The sequence below is a fragment of the Winogradskyella sp. PG-2 genome (genome assembly GCF_000828715.1).
Lineage (GTDB): Bacteria > Bacteroidota > Bacteroidia > Flavobacteriales > Flavobacteriaceae > Winogradskyella.
This window is the reverse complement of record NZ_AP014583.1, coordinates 3,206,989-3,227,525: the sequence shown is the minus strand read 5'-3', so window position 1 is coordinate 3,227,525 and position 20,537 is coordinate 3,206,989. Positions and strand designations below refer to the sequence as shown.

Sequence of the window (20,537 nt, the reverse complement as noted above, 5' to 3'; positions counted from 1 at the left end):
CATGGAACTTCCAAAAGGATTTCATAAAGAAGTGATTGAGGCTAGAGAAAATGCCAGAAAAAAAGTATCAACATATCTATTAAATCGTGGTGGACCAAACTACGAAACTCATTTTCTAGATAAAACAAGAACTAATAATTTATGTTTTAAAACGAGCTCTAGACTTGGTTTTGAAACAGTTATTCTTTTTGGTATACCGCTTGCATACATTACATTCATAATTTACATGTACAGTACAAAAGGCTCCTTCAAATTTTTGTTAAATAGCTCTATTTTTTATCTAGTGTTTGCTTACTTTAGTTTAACTCTTATAGCAAGTGTATTTGGTAATTTAAAGTATTACACTTTTAGTAAAGTTACAAATTACTACTATAAAGGTTTCCCTTTATTCCCATATCAACTAGCCTATAAAAAATGCGCATTGAATGGTATATTAGCGATACAAGTATTAGGTGAAGAACTTATAGAAGTAAAATCTAAAGCTAAGCGGAATAGTTTTGAATTAAATTTAGTCTTAAAAGACCTAAAGCGGATTCATGTTATAGATCATAACAATTTGTAAGGGATATTAGATGATGCTGAGCTATTAAGTGAGTATCTTAATGTTCCTCTTTGGCATAAAAAATCTTCAAAACATTCTATTTCAATAAATTTTGAAGGTTAAAGTACAAAAAACTCTAAGCATTCATTATCCCAAAGAGTATTAAAAATATTGATGAAATCATTACAAGTATTGAGAATATAAAGGTAATTACACCACTTTTTATTAAAGTGGTTAGCCAATGACGTCCATAAAACTTTAATAACGCTAAATAGAAATAGAAAAAGGTAGATAATACAATTAATGCTATAATAAATCCATTAATGGGTATTATAAATCTATTAATTGCCATTAATATTGCAAATAATGTGAATAAGAAAGAGAAAAAATAGAATGTAAATACTAAATGGTAAGAATATCTCCCTCTTTTAAAGTAAAACAGTTTTAGTATTAAAGCGAAAAGAGGAAGTAGAATAAACATAGTTATCGGTATTGCATCAAATGCACGTCTCAACATATTTCCTACACCAGAATCAGAACCTTTAATTAAATTTAATAAACCTCTATAAACAATATTGCGTTTAAAATAGCTTGCATCATCAGCCATACCCATTTCTTTATAAATAATATCCTCATTAGCACCTACAGCAATTAAAGAATCAACTTTAACTTTATTAAAATCCCAGGTGAAATCGGTATTATTTGTATCTGATTGAATAATAGAATCAGCTTTTCTTAGATCTTCATCATTTAAACCAAACTTTGGTCCATTCTGCTTTAAATTATTTAATAATTCTTTCTTCTTTATGGAATCTAAACTAATATGAGATTTTTCATCCTTATCAACTACAGGTATTGCATTAGATATTTTTTCATCAATCTTATTTGCTTCCTTTTCCCATTCTGCAATAGTAAAAGAAGACAAAAAGAAAAATACAACTGATATAAAAAGGTACATCTGTGCAGGATGCAAATACATCAATCGCTTTCCTCTGATAAACTCTTTAGCCAAATAACCTGGCCTAAACATTAAAGGAATAAAGCTCTTTAAAAAGCGAGCATCAAATGAAAAATAATTACTAATGGTGTTATAGAAAAGTACACCAATAGTCAAATCTTCATTAGTCTTTTGTCCACAATGTGGGCAAAACTCAAAACCTTCTTCAAAAGGTTTTTCACAATTTTGGCAATTAACTTGATTGGTACTCATAACTGATGGTTAGTCTTCAATAAAAATACTGAAATTTATAATACTGCTGGTTACTTATTAGAAGATTGGTTTTGAATATTGTTACAAGCGCATCATTTAAAATCAACATAAACACCTAAATAACAGCAGTTTAATAATCTTGGCACGTTAATTGGTTTTCTAAAAATCAAATAGCGTAAGCCCAAAAGTCCTAAACGAGTTAGTGACTAGGCAAATCTAAAAACCTATAAATTATGAAAAGGCAAGTACTTTTTTTGGCAGTGGTGTTATTAGGAATAACATCAGCCACAGCAAAAACAACAGCAGGAGATGCTGTTTTAAATGGGGAAGATTTTAACAATGCACACTATCGTTATGCACAGCCAATTGTGTTTGTAGAACGTGGTGTAGAATTTCTAATCTTTTCAGATGGTAGTTTCGATTTTAATACAGATGTATTTTCAACGGAACCAGGAGGTGATCATCATTACTACAGACGTCCAAATACTAGGACACTAAGAAGCACCAATAGAACTCACGGAGCACCTGGTCATACTTATCACAAAAGAGATAGAGATGTGATTATAACCCATGATAGACTTGGACGTGTTCGACGCGTCGGTAATGTTTTTGTGAACTATGACAGAAATGGCAGAATTAAACGTATTGGATCTGTATATATGAGTTACAGAAGAGGTCAACTGAAGCAAGTTGGAGGCCTAAAAATTCAATATAATAGACGTGGTAGAGTTATTGGAACTAGAGGTTTTGTAAACTCTAGGAATCGAGGTTTTGCCTTAGATTATTCTGATAATGATAACTGGCATGACGATTGGAATGACGATTGGAATGATGATGACGATTATTACTACTATCGAAAGAATGGAAAAGTAAAAAAACAGAAAAAAAATAAATCTTAACATCTCTTTTTAGCCTAACTAAATATTGAGACCCTAGAATCCCGAGAGTTTTCCCCAAAACTTCGGGATTTTTCTTGCTCAAATCTACGTACAGTTAGTAAAATCAATATTAACCACTCATTATCAGTAATTTAAAATTTTGGCACGCTGTTTGTTTTGTAGTTAGTAATTAATATTTAAAACCCTTTAGTATGAAACGGATACTATTTTTATTTGCTGGATTAGTTGCTATGAGCACTACCGCATTTGCAACCACTACGACAATATCAGAAGCTGAAGCTTCAATTAATAAATACGTGAGAGGTTACGGTAATTCTTTCATATTTACTGAAGCTGGTATCGAATTTTCGGTATATGCAGATGGTCAGTTTGATTTTTACATGCCAAACTATGGACCAGATGTAAGCGTTGGTTTTGGTTCACCCGGATTCTCTTTGAGTTTCAATTCGGGTTATAACTATAACCCATATGTTCAGTATGACAACTACGGAGCTATTATTCAAGTAGAAAACACACCAATATTTTACGATTATTATGGTCGTGTAAATCAAATTGGAGACATTTTTATAAACTATAACAGTCGTGGTAGAATAACTAGACTTGGAGGATTAAATATTTATTACAGAAATAATGCTTTTTGGAGATATGATGGGTTTATCAATAGTTATAATAGAGCATATGTATACAGACCATGGCACAGATTTTATGCAATACCAGCAGTTAACTTCTGTATTGTTAATGTGAATCCATATAGACAATTTTACACACCAGTTAGACATATTTATTACAGACCTTATGTGAATAATGTTAGATATTATAACATTAACAGAAGAGGTGGAAATAGAAATGCGGTGAGAAACAATAGAACAACAAGACGCAACAATAACTATGCACAGACTCCTAGAACTAGAAGTGAGCGCAGAATTGAGAGAACTGTAAGAACTAGAAATGCTGAATTAACAAGAACAAGAGCAACACGTTTAGAAGGTAATACTCCAACTAGAAGCACAAGAGCTACTAGTACGCGTACGACACGAGGTTCTGAATCAGCAACATCTACACGTTCTACAAGAACTACAACTCCAACGAGAACGAGCACTAGAACTAATAGCAGATCTGTTTCGCCTCGTAATACGACGAGCACATCAACTCCGACTAGAAATACTAGAGCGACGTCTCCGACAAGAACAACTCGTACTAGAACTGTAGCACCTTCAAGAAATAGTACCAGAAATGTGACTAAAACACGTCCTTCTGTGTCAAATAAGAGAAGTACATCAGTAAGAAAACCAAACGCGACTAAATCTCGTACATATAATAAAGCGAAATCGCAAAGGTCAACTCAACGTAGTACAGTTCAAAATAAAAGAAAATCGTCGTCTAAAACGACAAGATCTAATACAAGTAGAAAAAGTAACCAAAGTTCTACAAGATCTAGCTCAAGACGATCGAGAGGATAAAATAAAATGATTTTTTTGGTTGGTTAGTAGAAATCCCGCATGATGTATGCCTCAGAGCACCTTGCGGGATTTCTCGTATGCAATAATCTCACATTATTTCAGCCTTAAATACTTCTTAATCTGAGTTGTAATATCTTCAGAAATATTCATTTTATATATTAATCCAAAATAACATAAACCAATTAACAAGGATTTTAAAACAATATTAGTAATCGGGTGAAATGGAAATTCCCAAAAATAGAATACGAGTGACAGAACAATTAAAACTAATACTGTTTTAAATGATGCCATAGTAAATGGCTGCATATTAAATTTTCGCTTCACAAAATAAACTTTAATTGTATTATAAACCGAAACTGCTAAGAAAGTCGCAAATGCTGAGCCTTCAATACCGTAAATTGGAATAAAAAGAGTATTCAAAAAAATAGCCATAATGGCTAATAAAACTCCAAAAAACAAAACCATACGATAGTAGTCGCTATTAAACAAAATAGCATTATTGTTTCCTAGACTATTATCATACAACTTGGCTAAACTTACAATTAACACTACAAAAATTCCTCCAGCAAACTCTTCTGGAATTATCTGATAGAGCTGATTAATATTCAAAATAATAAGTAAACAAATAAACCCGCTAATTACTAACAAACTCATTGAGCTACGCTTATACAAATCCTCTAATGCTGGTTTATCATTTTCATTAAGGTATTTTGCAGTTAAAGGCATCATTATTTGATGCATAGCACGCTGTGGTACAGCAATTACTGTTGCAATAAATATAGCAACACTGTAATATGCAACCTGCTCAATATCTTCAAGCATCAATCCAATCATAAACTTATCAATATCAAGAATTAATGTAGCTACTGAACCTGCAATAATCATTAGCAATGCATATTTTATTATAGACGAAACAGTTTCAACTTTCTGAAACTTTAACTTTGGAAAACGTATTGAAAATGCATAAAGCATCATTATAAAAGTTCGTGCAACATACATAATTACTAAAGCTAAAATGAATAGGTCCACAGATAACCAATTTAAATAAACTGCAAAAAGCATTACCATAATACAAACGCGATGAAAAATCTCTTTCATTAAGTTACCAAAAACAGTTTGCATCTGTACTTTTGACCAAGCAAAGAAAATTTCAAAATAGGCCATGGCTATAGCAAGAATAAAGATATACCATACATAATTTTCGATTATAGAATTCTCTTTAGAAAGTAAATGAGTTATTGAGTCATGAGCTAAAAATCCTAATAAAGTTTCAGGAATAATAAATATCAAAGGCAAAAATAGCATAAAGCTCAAAAAGCTATTTGTACTGTTTTTAGTTTTAAAAGATGTGTAAAATTTGATAATAGCATTGTGTACACCAAACGCCATAAAAGGCATCATAATATTAGCAGCTGAAAGTAAAAAGGCTACTAAGCCAAAGTATTCGTCTGATAAAAAATTGGTGTAGAGAAAAAGTGTATTAATAGCACCTATACCAAATCCCAAATAGGTCGTTATGGTATTTTTAAAAGATTGGTTTAATACTAGTCCCATGATGTTACAAATTACAACTATTAAATTCCAAAAGGTGCCAACCTATTATTATTTATTAATTATTTGAGCCAACCTTTCTGTTAAAGCTTTACGGCTATAAGCTTGTAAACCAATTGCATCTGTTTTTAAATCACCATCTTGGTATGCCTTATAATAACTAAGTATTTGCTGTTTTATAAGTTGCTTATCATTATAATTAAAGTAAGTTCCTGTATTAGTAGATCTTATAATTTGTTCCACATCAGCATCTTTAGGACCAATTGCCAATATTGGTGTTTCAGAAATTAGATACTCAAATACTTTTCCAGGAATTATCGCTTTTGTGTTTTCTGAATCAATTTCGATTAGTAGCAACAATTGAGATTTTATTTGAAATTTAATAGCTTCATCATGGCTAACATAACCCACAACATTAGCATAGTCTTGCAGGCCATTATCATTTATAGATTCTAAGACATCATCACTAACCACACCAACTAAATTCAATTGAATTATTTTTGAAAATTCTTCGTTTTCTTTAATTAGTTCTGAAAGAACTTCCCACAACACCTTAGGATTACGTTCGGACAATAAAGAACCTATGTGAGATAGTGTGAATTTTTTATCCTTCCCTTCTACTTCAACACTCTGCGAATCATAACCGTTGGTTATAACCGTAATAGGCTGCTTTGTTTTAGACTGAAACTCATAATTAGTATGATTACTCGTCACTATAATTTCATCTGCAGTACTCAAAACCTTTAACTCAAATTCTTTATGCTTTTTTTTAGATGATTCTGTTAATCTTAAGTCTTTATGATAACCAATTGTAGTCCATGGATCTCTGAAGTCTGCTAACCACTTTATATTTAATTGTGCTTTTAAACTCAAACCTATTAAATGTAAACTATGAGGTGGACCAGTAGTTATAATTGTTTCAATTTCATTGTCTTTAATGTAGTTTAAAAGAAAAGCCACTGAAGGTTGTATCCAATTTTTACGAGCATCTGGTATAAAATAATTTCCTCTAACATATAGCATCATCTTTTCGATTAAAGATTGCCTTTTTACTTTAGGAATCACACCAGAACTAATTTTTTTAGAAGATTTTCTTGAAAATAAACTTGCCAAACCATAAGGCTCGCTAATTGGTTGCTTTAAAATCTTTATGCTTTTAGGAACTTCATCAACTAAACTCTCATCTACAATAGGATAATTAGGTTTTTCAGGACAGTATACAATAGGTTCAACATCAAACTCTGGTAAGTACTTCACAAATTTTAACCAACGTTGTACACCAGGTCCACCAGCTGGTGGCCAATAGTAACAGATTATTAAAGCCTTTGTTTTATTCATTTCTCTTATCCCTAAGAAATCAGGAATCTATTTTTTACTAGAAAGTTCATCTATAGAATGATTTAGCCAATCTAAATACCACACCGTGAAATTAGTTTTTTCTTTCCCTTTGTAATAATTAACCGGAAAAATTCCTCCATCATAAACTCTAGCATCTAACCACATATTACCTCTCTCCTTTCCAGTAATAACTATATTTATAAAATACCCACAACCTTCATGACAAATTTTTAACATTCCATCAGACCATTTAGAATCATCATATTCATTCCCCCATTCTTGATAATTTTCTGTTGAATAGTCTTCAAGATTCCAAAATGTATTAAATCTCATTTCTTTTGAAAGTTTGATTATTTCAGATTCTTTAGGGGAATGAGGAATATTCAAAATACCGTATTTAAACTTTATTAATCCATAATACGGTCCACAACCTGAATTTCCAAATTTCAAAATAAATTCACGATAAGAACTAGGTAATATGATATTATGTGTTTTTTCAAACTCAATAACTTCATTTTCTGAAATACTTGAACTGAATTCATATTTATGATCCTCTGAGCCAAAAATTTTAAAAGTTTTATCTAAACTATTTAGTTCAAAAATCTTTTTTTCTATGATTAATATGTCTTCAGAAGATTTATTCATTCAAAAAAATATTGACAAAAATCATGTTAAAAATCTTGCCAAAGATCATGTTCTACTATTCTTAACCTCAAAAAATAACCCAACCAATAGCAAAATCCCAAATATAACTGAACTTGCCAAAGCAACTTTACTTCCAGTTTTAACAACTTGAGCTTCAAATTTAAATTCTATAGTATGCTTTCCTTGTGGGATTTCTAATGCTCTTAAAACGTAGTTAACTCTGAGATGAGGTACAAGTTTTCCATCTATGTAAGCATTCCAACCTTGCTTGTAATAGTTCTCAGAAAATACTGCAAGACCATCACTAGGATTAGTCGATTCATATTTTAAATAATTTGGTTTATGCTCTTTCAATTGAATTGATGCTGTAGAATCAACTTGATATGCAGACTTTAATGCATTCTCTGAAAATACTGATTGTATTAATACTGCAGTAGTTTTGGTATTTAAACTATCTAAAGCTACTATCTCATCATTAGCAGTATTTACGACTTTAGTATTAGATACAAACCAAGCATTACCATTTGCATCTGTATTTGTATATGGAAAAATCTGTCCTTGCTCCTCAGCAATGATATACTTAGTGTTAAGCATATTAATTACATTCATGTTATTCTTATAGACATGGAAGTCTAATAACTCATTATAACGTCCCATTCGTGCTGCACTATAACCAAATAAAGAATTATGAAAGTAAGCTGCACGTCCTGGTTTACCTTGCCCTTCAGACGACATATCCAAGACTCTGTAATGGCCTTTGTCCTTTAAAATTTCTTTATCGGCAGAATTGGCTTGGTAAGGTTTATCTACCTTTATTGCAGAGACAAAATTATCATTATTCACATATTCTTTATCCACACTAACTAAATCGAAAAGCAATAAAACTGCAAATACAATAACTACTAATTTTTCTGACAATTTCTTTTTTAAGAATAAATAAATAGTGCCAGCTGAAAGTAGGACTAATATCAGAGTCCTAAGTGTATCAGCAGACATAAGAGATTTCCTGTCTTCAATTATAGCATCAATAAATGGCTGTCCATAAGCTTGAATATATTGATCATCTCTGAAACTTTCAAAATCGAATAAAGTAGATTTAAATACTAAAAAAATTAATGCCAAACCTGCAGTAATTGCGACAGAATGCTTTAAAGCTTTAAATTTTTCTTCATCTTTTTCAAAATCATTGAACAAGCGCACTAAAGCAAAAATACCTAGCACAGGAATACATAATTCTAAAATGACTTGTATAGAGCTTACTGCTCTAAATTTGTTATAAAGTGGTATATAGTCAATAAATAAGTCCGTTAAAAACCCAAAGTTTTTGCCGTAAGACAAGAGTAAAGACAAAATCGTTCCACCAACAAGCCACCACTTCAATCTTCCTTTAACTAAAAATAACCCAAGAACAAAAAGAAAAATAATTACGGCTCCTACATAAGCTGGTGCCTCAACAATAGTTTGATCGCCCCAATACATTGGAGCATTCCTAGATGCATCTAATGCTTCAATAGGTGAAGCTCCAAGATTTATATAGGCTTTATATGTTTCCGAATCTTTTCCGACATCTTCTCTATTTCCACCTCCCATAAACTTAGGAATATAAAGATTGAAAGTCTCTAAAATTCCATAACTATATTCTGTAATATAATCTCTACTCAAACCAGATGTCACTTCTTTTGGTGATCCATCTACATTAATAGTTAAATCACTTTGACCACGCGAACTTTCTTTGACGTACTCTTGTGTAGCCATAATGTTCGTCGCATTTAATCCAACAGCTAGGATAGCAGCAATAGATAATAAACCAACAGATTTAAAAAAATGAGGAACTAGTTTTTTACGATAAGCATCAATCAAGTACGCTATACCTAAAACTATAACAAGTAGCATTAAATAGTAGGTCATTTGAAAATGATTCGCAACAATTTCCAAGCCTAAAGCAACAGTAGTCAACAAGAACCCAACTATATATTTCTTTCTAAAAGTGAGAATAATTCCTGCTAAAACTAAAGGCATATAAGCGATTGCATGAGCCTTGGCGTTATGACCAACTCCCAATATAATTATCATGTAAGTTGAAAAACCAAAAGCCAGTGAACCTAATGCTGCGAGCTTAAAATCTACTTTTAAGGATAATAATAAGATATAAAAGCCAATAAAATAAAGGAATAAGTAATCTGCTGGTCTTGGCAAAAAACGCAAACTTAAATCGAGCTTTTTAATATAGTTATGTGGGTATTTTGCACCTAATTGATAGGTTGGCATACCACCAAAAGCACTATTTGTCCAATACGTCTCTTCTCCTGATGATTTTGCAAATTCTTTTTGTTGCTGAGCCATACCAATGTAATGCATAATATCACTTTGGTTAATTTTTTTGCCTTGTAAAACTGGACTGAAATAGGCTAAGGATAATACTACAAATCCTATTAAAACTAAGATATGTGGCAGTAAACGCTTAAAAGAAAATGACATGAGAATACTTTAAATTGAATGATTCTGAAAAGTAGTTATTTTTTTTGAAAGGCACGAGTGATTAGCGTCTGATCGTTATCAAAGTTAGAATTAGTTGTTACTCTACCTCTTCATAATCAATATACTCACCTACCTTATCATTAGACTTTCTATTTTGATTAGGTATTTTATCAATAACGGTCTCCCCTTCCTTCTGTTTTTGTTGTTGTCTTTGGTTAGCCTGATTTTGAAATCCACCAAATTGCTCACCAAATTTATGCTCTGCTTTTTTCGCTACAAAACGTAAAAGAAATGGTGCAAAAAGACGCGCTAATATCTTGAAACCAAAGTAAACAAGCAATATAATTAAAACAGTTCTTAATAATCCCATGGCCGAAGCTTCTTGTATCATAAAATAAATTATAATCAAAAATACAATTATACTCATTTATAATCCGTTATTATTCCTTAAAAAAAGTATAAAATATATATATTTGAATTTAAACCAAAACCAAATGAGAGTTCTCAAATCAATTTTTGTTTTACTAATTAGCTTAAGTTTTACATCTACCTACGCTCAATATACAGAGGTCATTAACTCGAATAGGCCTGGTGTATCCAAAAGTGCTTTTTCTGTTGGTACTGGAATTGTTCAATTTGAAGCTGGTGCATTTAGTGTAAGTGAAGAACACGTTCCACTAAATTATGAAGTTTCTGGGTTTGGTTTAGACTTTGCGGTTAGGTATGGTGTTTTGTTTGAACAACTAGAATTCTCGTTAGATGGTATTTATCAGAATGACAATATCACATTTAATAGTGCTAATGTTCCAGTTAAAGATAAACGCTCAAATTTTAGAAATTTTACATTAGGTGCTAAGTACTTAGTCTATGATCCCTATAAAAATGCAGAAGAATCGAAACCAAATTTATATAGCTATCATGATAACAAAAAGTTTCAATGGAAATCACTTATACCAGCTGTAGCAGTTTATGTTGGTGCCAATTTTGATACTAAGAATAATCCATATACTGCACCAGATGTTGAAGGTTTTAGTCCAAAAGTTATGATTGCAACACAAAATAACTTTAATGGCGGATGGGTTTTTGTTATGAACCTTATAAAAGATAGAATTGGTTCCGAGTTTTCTGAGTTTCAATATATTCTAACACTTACACATTCATTCACACCACAGTGGGTTGTTTTTGGAGAAGCTCAAGGTATAAGTAGCGATTTTTATGCTGATAACATTTTTAGAGTCGGTGGAGCTTATCTATGGAAAAAAGATTTCCAATTAGATGCCAATATTGCTTTTAATACAAAAGATACGCCTTCAGTATTCAATATTGCATTTGGTGCTTCTTACCGTTTAGATTTTCACAAAGACAAGAAAATTGACAATGGTAATTCTGCAAAAGAGGAGGGCAAACGAAAAAAAAGACGAAAGAAGAAGAAGAATAAAACGGATGATTTTGATTCTTAATATACAGCCCCCTAACTCATGATCATAGTCAAAGAAATCTCGTCTAAAAAAGACTTAAAAACCTTTGTTAAGTTTCCTTTTAAACTTTATAAAGGGGCATCTTCTTGGGTGCCTCCCATTATATCAGAAGAAGTTAAGACTTTAGATAAAGATGTGAACCCAGTTTTTAAGGATGCTGAAGCACGTTATTTTTTAGCTTACAAAAACAATGAAATTGTTGGTCGTATCGCTACCATCATCAACTGGCTTGAAGTCAATGGTCAAAACGAAAAGAAAATGCGTTTTGGATGGTTTGACGTTATTGATGATGTTGACGTAACAAAACTATTATTAGAAAAAGTTCACGAGATTGGAAAAGAAAACAATCTTGATTATGTTGAAGGCCCTGTTGGATTTTCTAACCTAGATAAAGTTGGTATACTAACAGAAGGGTTTGATGAATTAGGAAGTATGATAACATGGCATAATCACGCATATTATGCAAACCATTTTAAGGAATTAGGTTATGGTATAGGTAAAACCTATTCTGAGAACAAGATGGAATTTAAAAACATCTTACAAGAGTTCTTTACACGTGTGCAGATTATGGTAAAGAAACGTTACCAACTAAGAGCACTAAATTTCACCGATAATAAAGAGATTATGAACTACGCGGATGAAATGTTCGATGTGTTTTCAAAATCTCATTCTGTATTATCGTCATTCGTAGAAATTAATAAAGAGCAACGCGACTATTTTAAAAAGAAGTTTATTGGGTTTTTAAATCCGGAATATGTAAAATTTGTATTAGACAAAGACGGTAAACTAGTAGGCTTCGGAATTGTAACTCCATCTTATGCTAAAGCATTGCAAAAAATGAATGGAAAACTATTCCCTTTTGGATTTATGCACCTTTTAAGAGCTAAGAAAAAAGCAAAAACCGTAACGTTTTACCTTATTGGTGTTTTACCAGAATATCAAAATAAAGGTGTTACAGCTATTATATTTGAAGAGTTTTGGCAAACATTTAATGCTAAAGGTATTGAGCTTTGTGTTAGAGGTCCCGAATTAGATGATAATGAAGCAATTCATAAACTTTGGAAAAACTTCAAACCTGTAACCCACAAAAGGCGCTGTACGTTTAAAAAGATTATATCATAAATAAAAAGCCACTTAAAAAGTGGCTTTTATTCTAAAACGTAATGGCTTTTATTCACCCATTGCAGCAATTAATGCTGCAGACATTCTTTTATATGTTCCATTTTCTAGACGACTTCTAATGGCATCAAATGCATCTAAAGTCTCTCTTACATCTTCTAAAGTATGTGTCGCAGTAGGAATCATTCTTAGTAAAATTAACCCTTTAGGTATAACAGGGTAAACAACTATAGAACAGAATATTCCATAATTTTCTCGAAGATCTCTAACTAATGCCATCGCTTCTGGAATACTACCTTTTAAATATACTGGTGTTACACAACTTTGTGTTGTTCCAATATCAAAACCGCGTTCTTTTAATCCAAATTGTAGAGCGTCAACTATTGTCCAAAGATTCTTTTTAAGCTCTGGCATAGTCTTTAACATTTGCAAACGCTTTAAAGCCCCAACTGTCAAAGTCATTTGTAATGACTTTGCAAACATTTGAGAACGAAGATTATACTTTAAATAATCTATAATTTCTTGATCTGCAGCTATAAAAGCACCAGTGCTTGCCATAGACTTTGCAAAGGTTGCAAAATATACATCAATGTCGTCTTGCACACCTTGCTCTTCACCAGCACCAGCACCAGTGGCACCAAGTGTCCCAAATCCATGAGCATCATCTACTAAGAATCTAAAATTAAATTTCTTCTTTAACTCCACAATTTCTTTTAACCGGCCTTGTTCGCCTCTCATGCCAAACACACCTTCTGAAATCACAAGAATACCACCACCAGTTTGCTCCGCCATTTTTGTAGCTCGCTCAAGATTTTTTTCTAAACTCGCTACATCATTGTGTTTATAAGTAAAACGTTTACCCATATGCAAACGAACACCATCTATAATACAAGCATGAGCATCTACATCATAAACAATAATATCATCTTTACCAACTAATGCATCAATTGTAGACATAATACCCTGATAACCAAAGTTTAATAAATATGCTGCTTCTTTATTAACAAACTCAGCTAATTCATTTTGTAATTGTTCATGTATCTCTGTATGACCAGACATCATACGCGCACCCATAGGGTAAGCAGAGCCATAATCAGCAGCAGCTTCAGCATCTATTTTTCTAACTTCAGGGTGATTTGCCAAACCTAAGTAATCATTTATACTCCAAGTAATAACATCTTTACCTTGAAACTTCATTCTATTAGAAATCTCACCTTCTAATTTAGGGAATACGAAATAACCTTCAGCCTGGGCAGCCCACTTTCCAAGTGGTCCTTTATCTCTATAAATCTTTTCAAATAAATCCTTCATGCGTTTCGTTTGCTATTAATTGCTATTCACATACTCTAAGCGCAGTATGCAGATAACAGCAACATTTTAGTTAATTTCATTTAGTTAGTTAGAGCAAAATTAAATAATAATATTATGACTGCATAATATTATTTAATCTAAGTGCTCACGAAGTTTTAAACATAAAAAAACCTATCATAGTTGCCCATGATAGGTATATCATATAATCTAAAACTTATTTTACGTATTCAATTGTTTCAGGTGTCGTGGTCTTACTATCAAAAAAGCCTTGATCACTCATCCATTTATCACTATAGACTTTACTCATATAACGTGATCCATGATCTGGAAATACAACTACAATTTTATCCGTAATCTTAAATTCTCCTTCACCAACAAGTTGCTTTATCGCTTGCATAGCTGCTCCACTAGTGTAACCTACAAAAAGACCTTCTGTATTGGAAATTTCTCTAGCAGTATGAGCACTCTCTTCATCAGTTACTTTAACAAACTTATCAATTAAATCAAAATCTGTAGCAGTTGGAATCAAATTTTTACCTAAACCTTCAATACGATAAGGATATATTTCTTTATCATCAAACTCTCTTGTCTCATGATATTTCTTTAAAACCGAACCGTAAGCATCTACACCAATAATTTTTACATCTGGATTTTGCTCTTTTAAATATTTTGAAATACCAGATATTGTTCCTCCTGTTCCACTACAAGCTACTAAATGTGTTATTTGTCCTTCGGTTTGTTTCCAAATCTCTGGACCTGTTGTATTGTAGTGCGCATCGATATTTAACTGATTGAAATATTGGTTAATGTATATAGAACCTTTGTTCTCTTCATGCAAGCGTTTTGCAACTTGATAATAAGAACGTGGGTCATCAGCATTAACGTGAGCTGGGCAAACATATACTTTAGCTCCCATAGACTTTAACATGTCTATTTTATCCGCAGAAGATTTAGAACTTACTGCTAAAATACACTCGTAACCCTTGATGATACTAACCATTGCAATACTAAATCCTGTATTACCAGAAGTTGTTTCAATAATGGTGTCACCTGGCGTTAAAATACCTTGACGTTCAGCTTCTTCAATAATGTGTAACGCAATTCTGTCTTTAGAAGAATGACCTGGATTAAATGCTTCTACTTTAGCATAAAAATCGCCATCAAAGTCGGCAGTCATTCTATTTAACTTGATAAGTGGTGTACTACCAATAAGTTGTAATACATTATCAAATACATTTTTGTTGTTGTCCATAAATGCTATTTATCGATATCAATTTAATAATTTGACACCTAAAACCTCGCAAAAGTAACATTTTTTTTTGAATTAGGAAGAAATACCCTCAAGGTCAATTAAAAAGGCGAACTCTTCAGCATCTTCTTTTAAACTTTCAAATCGACCAGATGCTCCTCCATGACCAGCATCCATATTAGTTTTCAAATAAAGTTGCTTATTAGATGTTTTCATATCGCGCAATTTTGCAACCCACTTAGCAGGTTCCCAATACTGCACTTGCGAATCGTGAAGGCCTGCGGTAACCAACATATTAGGGTAATCTTTAGCTTCTATATTATCATATGGTGAATACGATTTCATATAATCATAAAATATTTTATCATTTGGGTTTCCCCATTCATCATATTCACCTGTAGTAAGTGGAATAGAATCATCTAACATTGTTGTCATAACGTCAACAAAAGGAACAGCTGCAATAACTCCATTATATAATTCTGGTGCTTCATTAATAACAACACCCATTAATAAACCTCCAGCACTCCCCCCCATTGCATATAAGTGTTTAGAAGATGTATAACGTTCTTTAATCAAGTGTGTTGAACAAGCTATAAAGTCTAAAAAGGTGTTCTTTTTGTTCAATAATTTACCATCTTCATACCATTGTCTTCCTAAATATTCTCCTCCACGAATATGAGCAATAACATATATAAAACCTCTATCAAGTAAGCTTAATCTTATAGTAGAGAAATATGGATCTACTGTAGAACCATAACTTCCGTATGAGTATTGTAATAAAGGATTACTACCATCCATTTTTATGCCTTTCTTGTAAACAATTGACATTGGGATTTTAACACCATCATTTGCAGTTGCCCATATTCGTTCTGAGGTATAATTATCCTTATTAAATTTTCCACCTAAAACCTCTTGCTCCTTAAGAATTGTTTTGGTTTTAGTTCGCATATTAAAATCTATAACAGAAGATGGAGTCGTTAAAGCATTATACACATATCTCAATATTTCCGTATCAAATTCTACATTAGTTCCTGTATAACAGGTATATGTTTCGTTATCAAAAGGTAAATAATAATCTTCTGTTCCATCCCATCTTTTAACCCTTATTTGATTTAAACCATCGCTCCGTTCACTAATTACTAAGTAGTCTTTAAAAATATTAACACTCTCAAGTAAAACATCATTTCTATGCTGGAGCAAATCTTGCCAATTTTCAACTTTCGTATCCACTTCTGCTACTTTCATTATCTTAAAGTTGGTCGCATTGTCTTTATTAGTGAGAATATAAAAATGGTCTTCGAAATGAGAGATACTATATTCTAAACCTCTAATACGCTCTTGAAATACTTTAAACTTCTCTTCTGGTTCTTTAGCTTTTAAAATATGATACTCATTGGTTAATGTACTGTAACAAGCAATGATTATATATTTTCTAGATTTTGATTTATAAACAGTTACTCCGAAGGTATCATCCTCTTCCTCAAAAACTAACTCATCCTTAGTTTCTCCAAGTCGATGTTTATATATTTGATGTGCCCTTAGTGTTACCTCATCCTTTTTTGTGTAAAACAGTGTTTTGTTATCATCTGCCCAACTAGAAGAACCTGTAGTACTTTCTATTCTGTCTGCAGCAATTTCATTAGTATTTAAGTTCTTAACATGAATTGTATAGTTACGACGTCCTGTAGTATCAACTCCATAGGAAACCAAGTTATTATCTGGGCTAACACTAATACCTGCTAATTTAAAATAAGATTCTCCTTCTGCCATTATATTACAATCAAATAACAATTCTTCTGGATCATCTAATGTGTTTTTTTACGTGTATAAATGGGATAGTCTTTACCTTTTTCAAATTTAGTCATATACCAATATCCATTGTATTTATATGGCACAGATGAATCATCTTCTTTTATTCTGGCTTTCATCTCCTCAAACAAATCTTTTTGAAAATTCTTGGTGTGTGCCATTCTAAAATCGCAATATTTATTTTCAGAATTGAGATAATCTATTACCTCTGGATGCTCTCTATCCTTCATCCAAAAATAATTATCTACTCTACGATCTCCATGCTTTTCTAATTGATGCGGAATCTTATTAGCTATTGGTGGATTTAATTCAGAATACTTTATCATTTGTTTTAAGAAAAATTTAATCTAAAAAAGTGGAGCAATTTAGTAATTTTGTATCGTATAAATTTAAAAGACTAAATTATGTTTGGAGATATGATGGGAATGATGAGTAAATTGAAAGAAGCCAAAAAAAAAGTTGAAGAAACAAAAGAACGTTTACATACGGTTTTAATTGAAGAAATTAGTTTAGATAATAAGCTAAAAGTAACAATAACGGCAAATAGAAGTATCAAAGCTATAGACATAGATGATGCCTTACTAAGCGATAAAGATATGCTTGAAGATTACCTCATACTAACCTTGAATAAAGCTATAGAAAAAGCAACGAACATTAATGAAACTGAAATTGCTGCCGTAGCAAAAGAAGAAATGCCTAATATTCCTGGTATGGATATGTTTAAATAGTTACTTTATATAAATAAAGATTTCATATTATTAAATGCATTGCAGATGGTTATTTGTAATGCATTTTTCATTTTTATATTTATTTCATTTCCAAGATGTATAACCTATAAAACATCAGAGAAATACCAATATAAACGACGAAATGCAATATTGATTTCTTAAAACTAATAGTTTGGTATTTAGTCTAAAAAAAAATAGAGAAGAAATGTAAGAATATATATTTGTGCCATTATTAATGCTATTAACCTAATTTTAATTATGAAACAATTAACAAAATTATTCTTACTTGCGATGCTAGTAACTTTAGCATCGTGTGAACAAGAGTCTACTCAAGAAGAGCAGAACGAAAACCAAGCTGATTTACGTTTTGAAAATGGAAGAGTAGTATCTGACGGTGAAGAAGATCTAGAGCTTGTATTTAATGCTAACAGTGAAGAGATGAACGAGGGTACTCTCATGAATGTTGGTATGTCTAACCATACTTATGGTGCTACTGTATCGGAAGTTTATAATGTAATCGATGCTGATAGAGCTCCTTTTGGAAGTCGTCAACCACAATCTAACTTCTGGTGGTCAGAAAGCGCTGCTGGTGATGATTATTTTGATGCTAGTACTTACTTTGGTGCTGCTGAAGGTGAAAATTTAGTTTTTACTGAATATTCTAATGGTACTGCTAACCTTACTGGTGTAACTTATTCAGGTACATGTGCTGTTACTTTAAACGTTTGGTTAAAGAATAAAAAGACATGGGATGAGTGGTCTGCTATTGGTGGAGAACACAAAAAAGAAGGAACTGCTGGAAATGCATCTGACGAAGAAGAAATGAACTTTTACATAATTGATCATACAAGAAGTGTAGTAACTGCTGCAGGTGGTGATTGTGTACAAGAAGGTACTTTTGGTTTAACTCAAAGACCTGATCCAAATGATCCAAACACTCCTAACTATGGAGTACATGTAGGTCCTGGTGGAGCTAACTACGATTCTAATATTGGTGCAGAAGGTATCAGTGGATGGGGTTGGTTAATCGATCCTGTATCTTGTGACCCATTATGGTTAATCGATTTTAACTTTTTAATCGAAATTGCTGAAGATGAGTGTGATGATTGTCAAGGTAAAGTTACTGACTTAGATTTAACTTGGAATTGGCCTAATGATTACAGAGTAAGAGTTTATCAGCGTTACGAAAACACTTGTTATGCAACAAAAATATTTGATAGTGTTGTTGGTGAAGGAGATGAAATTGCTTTGAGCGGTTCTAATGCTAACGGTACTATTGGTAGATGGGCTTACGTTTTTGTTGGAAACTGTTACTATACAAAATTCAGAACTGACTGTCGTTTAAATATTGGACCTGGATATTCTAGAGGTGTTTTAGAAGTTACAGGAGGAAGTAGTTCTCGTGGTGGTGAGTTATGTGAGTATGATGGAAGTAACCGTCGTTGCCGTTGGTAAAACTAATAAAACTCTAACAACACTAAAACAATTAAATTTGTTTTAATAATTCTAAAAAAGGAGACAATAAATTGTCTCCTTTTTTATGCAATAATACTAAGTAAAGTAAAATATTATTTAGATATATTTCTTTGTAGAGAGATATAATTAATATGCTCTAAAATTATGGAATTTGATAAAGAAATTTGTCTTTAATTTATGGCATGAAAATCATCTTATAATTATTAAAAGATAAACACCTTTTTTATTTTTTAAAATAGGGTTGAAAAACCTGAAGATAAAGTAGTATGCTCGCTTATGATTGAATAATCTTGTTAATAAGGTATACCGAATTCCTTGATAATCATTTCCTGGGAATATATTTAATGGATAAGCATTTGTTTTAGATATTTCATAAATTGTAGTTTTAACTTGCTTTAAGTTTATAGTAGACTTTAGCATTCTTACCATTAAAAAAAAGATAAAAGATTGTTGTCTAGTCTTCAATCGTTTTATACAGCTAGAATTTGCATTTTTTTTTATAAGGCTTTGAATTAAAGTTTCAAATACTAATGCAGCATTCTTATTATCATCAATAACTTTTATGTAATGCGAAGGCTCTTTATTTCTCATTGCAGAACCTTCAATAATTAAATGCCTATGCGCATCAATCGAAAAATGTGCCATTCTATTAGCTTTCAAAAAAAGTCTTGCTGTTAAAATAGCATCTTCCATCCATCTACCTTCAATAAATTTAATTTTTGAGTCTAGTAAAAATTCTCTCTTGATTATATACCACCATACTTCATTCTTATAATTATTCTCTGCTATATAGCTTTCACCATTTAAAATTGATGATAATCCCAACTCAGGTTTTTTTGTTTCAGAATGTTGCAAAGTTTGATCAGTTGTTCGCTTAGATATAAAAGTCATTATATCTAAATCATTACTTTCTATTTTTTCCAATAAAGTCTTTAACACATCTTTTGCTAAATAATCATCCGGATCTATAAAGTAGATATAATTTCCTTTGGAATAAGAAACACCAAGGTTTCTCGCTGTACCTACTCCACCATTTTTCTTACTATGTACTTTTAAATTAGCGTATTTTTTACTGTAGGCGTTTGCTATATCAAAGCTATTATCAGTTGAGCCATCATCAATAATTAAAATTTCATAATCATCTGAAGCAATGTCCTGCTCCAATATACTATCCAAGCATCTAGGTAGAAATTTTACCACATTATAAACTGGTATGATAATACTCAATCTCATCGGACAGCTTAA

General features: G+C 31.8%; 16 protein-coding genes and 1 pseudogene. 7 read left to right on the top strand and 10 right to left on the bottom strand.

The window, feature by feature from the left end:
• Nucleotide 1: 1 nt before the first annotated feature.
• Nucleotides 2–562, top strand: a complete 561-nt coding sequence (locus WPG_RS14530) for a hypothetical protein (protein WP_045473998.1) — start codon at nt 2–4, stop codon at nt 560–562.
• Nucleotides 563–677: 115 nt separating this feature from the next.
• Here the strand turns inward: WPG_RS14530 and WPG_RS14525 are convergent, their stop codons facing one another.
• Nucleotides 678–1,751, bottom strand: coding sequence for a DUF3667 domain-containing protein (locus tag WPG_RS14525; RefSeq protein ID WP_045473996.1), 1,074 nt, complete (start codon nt 1,749–1,751; stop codon nt 678–680).
• A 233-nt stretch (nt 1,752–1,984) separates the two neighbouring features.
• On the opposite strand from WPG_RS14525, the gene WPG_RS14520 reads away from it, so the two are divergent.
• Both WPG_RS14520 and WPG_RS14515 read left to right on the top strand, forming a co-directional pair.
• Nucleotides 1,985–2,650, top strand: a complete 666-nt coding sequence (locus WPG_RS14520; RefSeq protein WP_144374489.1) for a hypothetical protein — start codon at nt 1,985–1,987, stop codon at nt 2,648–2,650.
• Nucleotides 2,651–2,841: 191 nt separating this feature from the next.
• The gene (locus WPG_RS14515; protein ID WP_045473992.1) at nt 2,842–4,110 is read left to right on the top strand and encodes a hypothetical protein; all 1,269 of its coding nucleotides are present in this window, start codon (nt 2,842–2,844) and stop codon (nt 4,108–4,110) included.
• 93 nt (nt 4,111–4,203) lie between these two features.
• Here WPG_RS14515 and WPG_RS14510 read toward each other — a convergent pair whose 3' ends face one another.
• The 5 genes from WPG_RS14510 to WPG_RS14490 form a co-directional block, all read right to left on the bottom strand.
• A complete protein-coding gene (locus WPG_RS14510) occupies nt 4,204–5,664 on the bottom strand; it encodes a lipopolysaccharide biosynthesis protein (protein ID WP_045473990.1) in 1,461 nt (486 codons plus the stop codon).
• 48 nt (nt 5,665–5,712) lie between these two features.
• Nucleotides 5,713–6,999, bottom strand: a complete 1,287-nt coding sequence (locus WPG_RS14505; RefSeq protein WP_045473989.1) for a glycosyl transferase family 1 — start codon at nt 6,997–6,999, stop codon at nt 5,713–5,715.
• Between the two features lie 27 nt (nt 7,000–7,026).
• Complete coding sequence (locus WPG_RS17610) at nt 7,027–7,644, bottom strand: SMI1/KNR4 family protein (RefSeq protein ID WP_052471290.1); 618 nt, start codon at nt 7,642–7,644, stop codon at nt 7,027–7,029.
• A gap of 45 nt (nt 7,645–7,689) precedes the next feature.
• A complete protein-coding gene (locus WPG_RS14495; RefSeq protein ID WP_045473987.1) occupies nt 7,690–10,122 on the bottom strand; it encodes a YfhO family protein in 2,433 nt (810 codons plus the stop codon).
• Between the two features lie 97 nt (nt 10,123–10,219).
• On the bottom strand, nt 10,220–10,513 hold the full coding sequence (locus tag WPG_RS14490; RefSeq protein ID WP_045473985.1) for a DUF4834 family protein: 294 nt from the start codon (nt 10,511–10,513) through the stop codon (nt 10,220–10,222).
• Nucleotides 10,514–10,616: 103 nt separating this feature from the next.
• Here WPG_RS14490 and WPG_RS14485 point away from each other — a divergent pair, with 103 nt between their 5' ends.
• Both WPG_RS14485 and WPG_RS14480 read left to right on the top strand, forming a co-directional pair.
• A complete protein-coding gene (locus tag WPG_RS14485; protein ID WP_045473983.1) occupies nt 10,617–11,582 on the top strand; it encodes a transporter in 966 nt (321 codons plus the stop codon).
• Between the two features lie 18 nt (nt 11,583–11,600).
• Nucleotides 11,601–12,722, top strand: coding sequence for an RNA recognition motif domain-containing protein (locus WPG_RS14480; RefSeq protein ID WP_045473981.1), 1,122 nt, complete (start codon nt 11,601–11,603; stop codon nt 12,720–12,722).
• A 48-nt stretch (nt 12,723–12,770) separates the two neighbouring features.
• Here the strand turns inward: WPG_RS14480 and WPG_RS14475 are convergent, their stop codons facing one another.
• From WPG_RS14475 to WPG_RS14465, 3 genes and pseudogenes are all read right to left on the bottom strand, one after another.
• Nucleotides 12,771–14,030 carry an aminotransferase class I/II-fold pyridoxal phosphate-dependent enzyme gene (locus WPG_RS14475; protein WP_045473979.1) on the bottom strand — a complete coding sequence of 420 codons (1,260 nt, stop codon included), beginning with the start codon at nt 14,028–14,030 and terminating at the stop codon, nt 12,771–12,773.
• 214 nt (nt 14,031–14,244) lie between these two features.
• The gene (locus WPG_RS14470; RefSeq protein ID WP_045473976.1) at nt 14,245–15,282 is read right to left on the bottom strand and encodes a PLP-dependent cysteine synthase family protein; all 1,038 of its coding nucleotides are present in this window, start codon (nt 15,280–15,282) and stop codon (nt 14,245–14,247) included.
• Nucleotides 15,283–15,354: 72 nt separating this feature from the next.
• Nucleotides 15,355–17,414: pseudogene (locus WPG_RS14465) on the bottom strand (S9 family peptidase).
• Nucleotides 17,415–17,492: 78 nt separating this feature from the next.
• Here WPG_RS14465 and WPG_RS14460 point away from each other — a divergent pair.
• Together WPG_RS14460 and WPG_RS14455 are read left to right on the top strand one after the other, a co-directional pair.
• Nucleotides 17,493–17,816, top strand: coding sequence for a YbaB/EbfC family nucleoid-associated protein (locus tag WPG_RS14460; protein WP_045473974.1), 324 nt, complete (start codon nt 17,493–17,495; stop codon nt 17,814–17,816).
• Between the two features lie 258 nt (nt 17,817–18,074).
• Nucleotides 18,075–19,271, top strand: a complete 1,197-nt coding sequence (locus WPG_RS14455; protein WP_045473972.1) for a hypothetical protein — start codon at nt 18,075–18,077, stop codon at nt 19,269–19,271.
• A 210-nt stretch (nt 19,272–19,481) separates the two neighbouring features.
• On the opposite strand, the gene WPG_RS17605 is transcribed toward WPG_RS14455, so the two are convergent.
• On the bottom strand, nt 19,482–20,525 hold the full coding sequence (locus WPG_RS17605) for a glycosyltransferase (RefSeq protein ID WP_052471289.1): 1,044 nt from the start codon (nt 20,523–20,525) through the stop codon (nt 19,482–19,484).
• Nucleotides 20,526–20,537 lie beyond the last annotated feature (12 nt).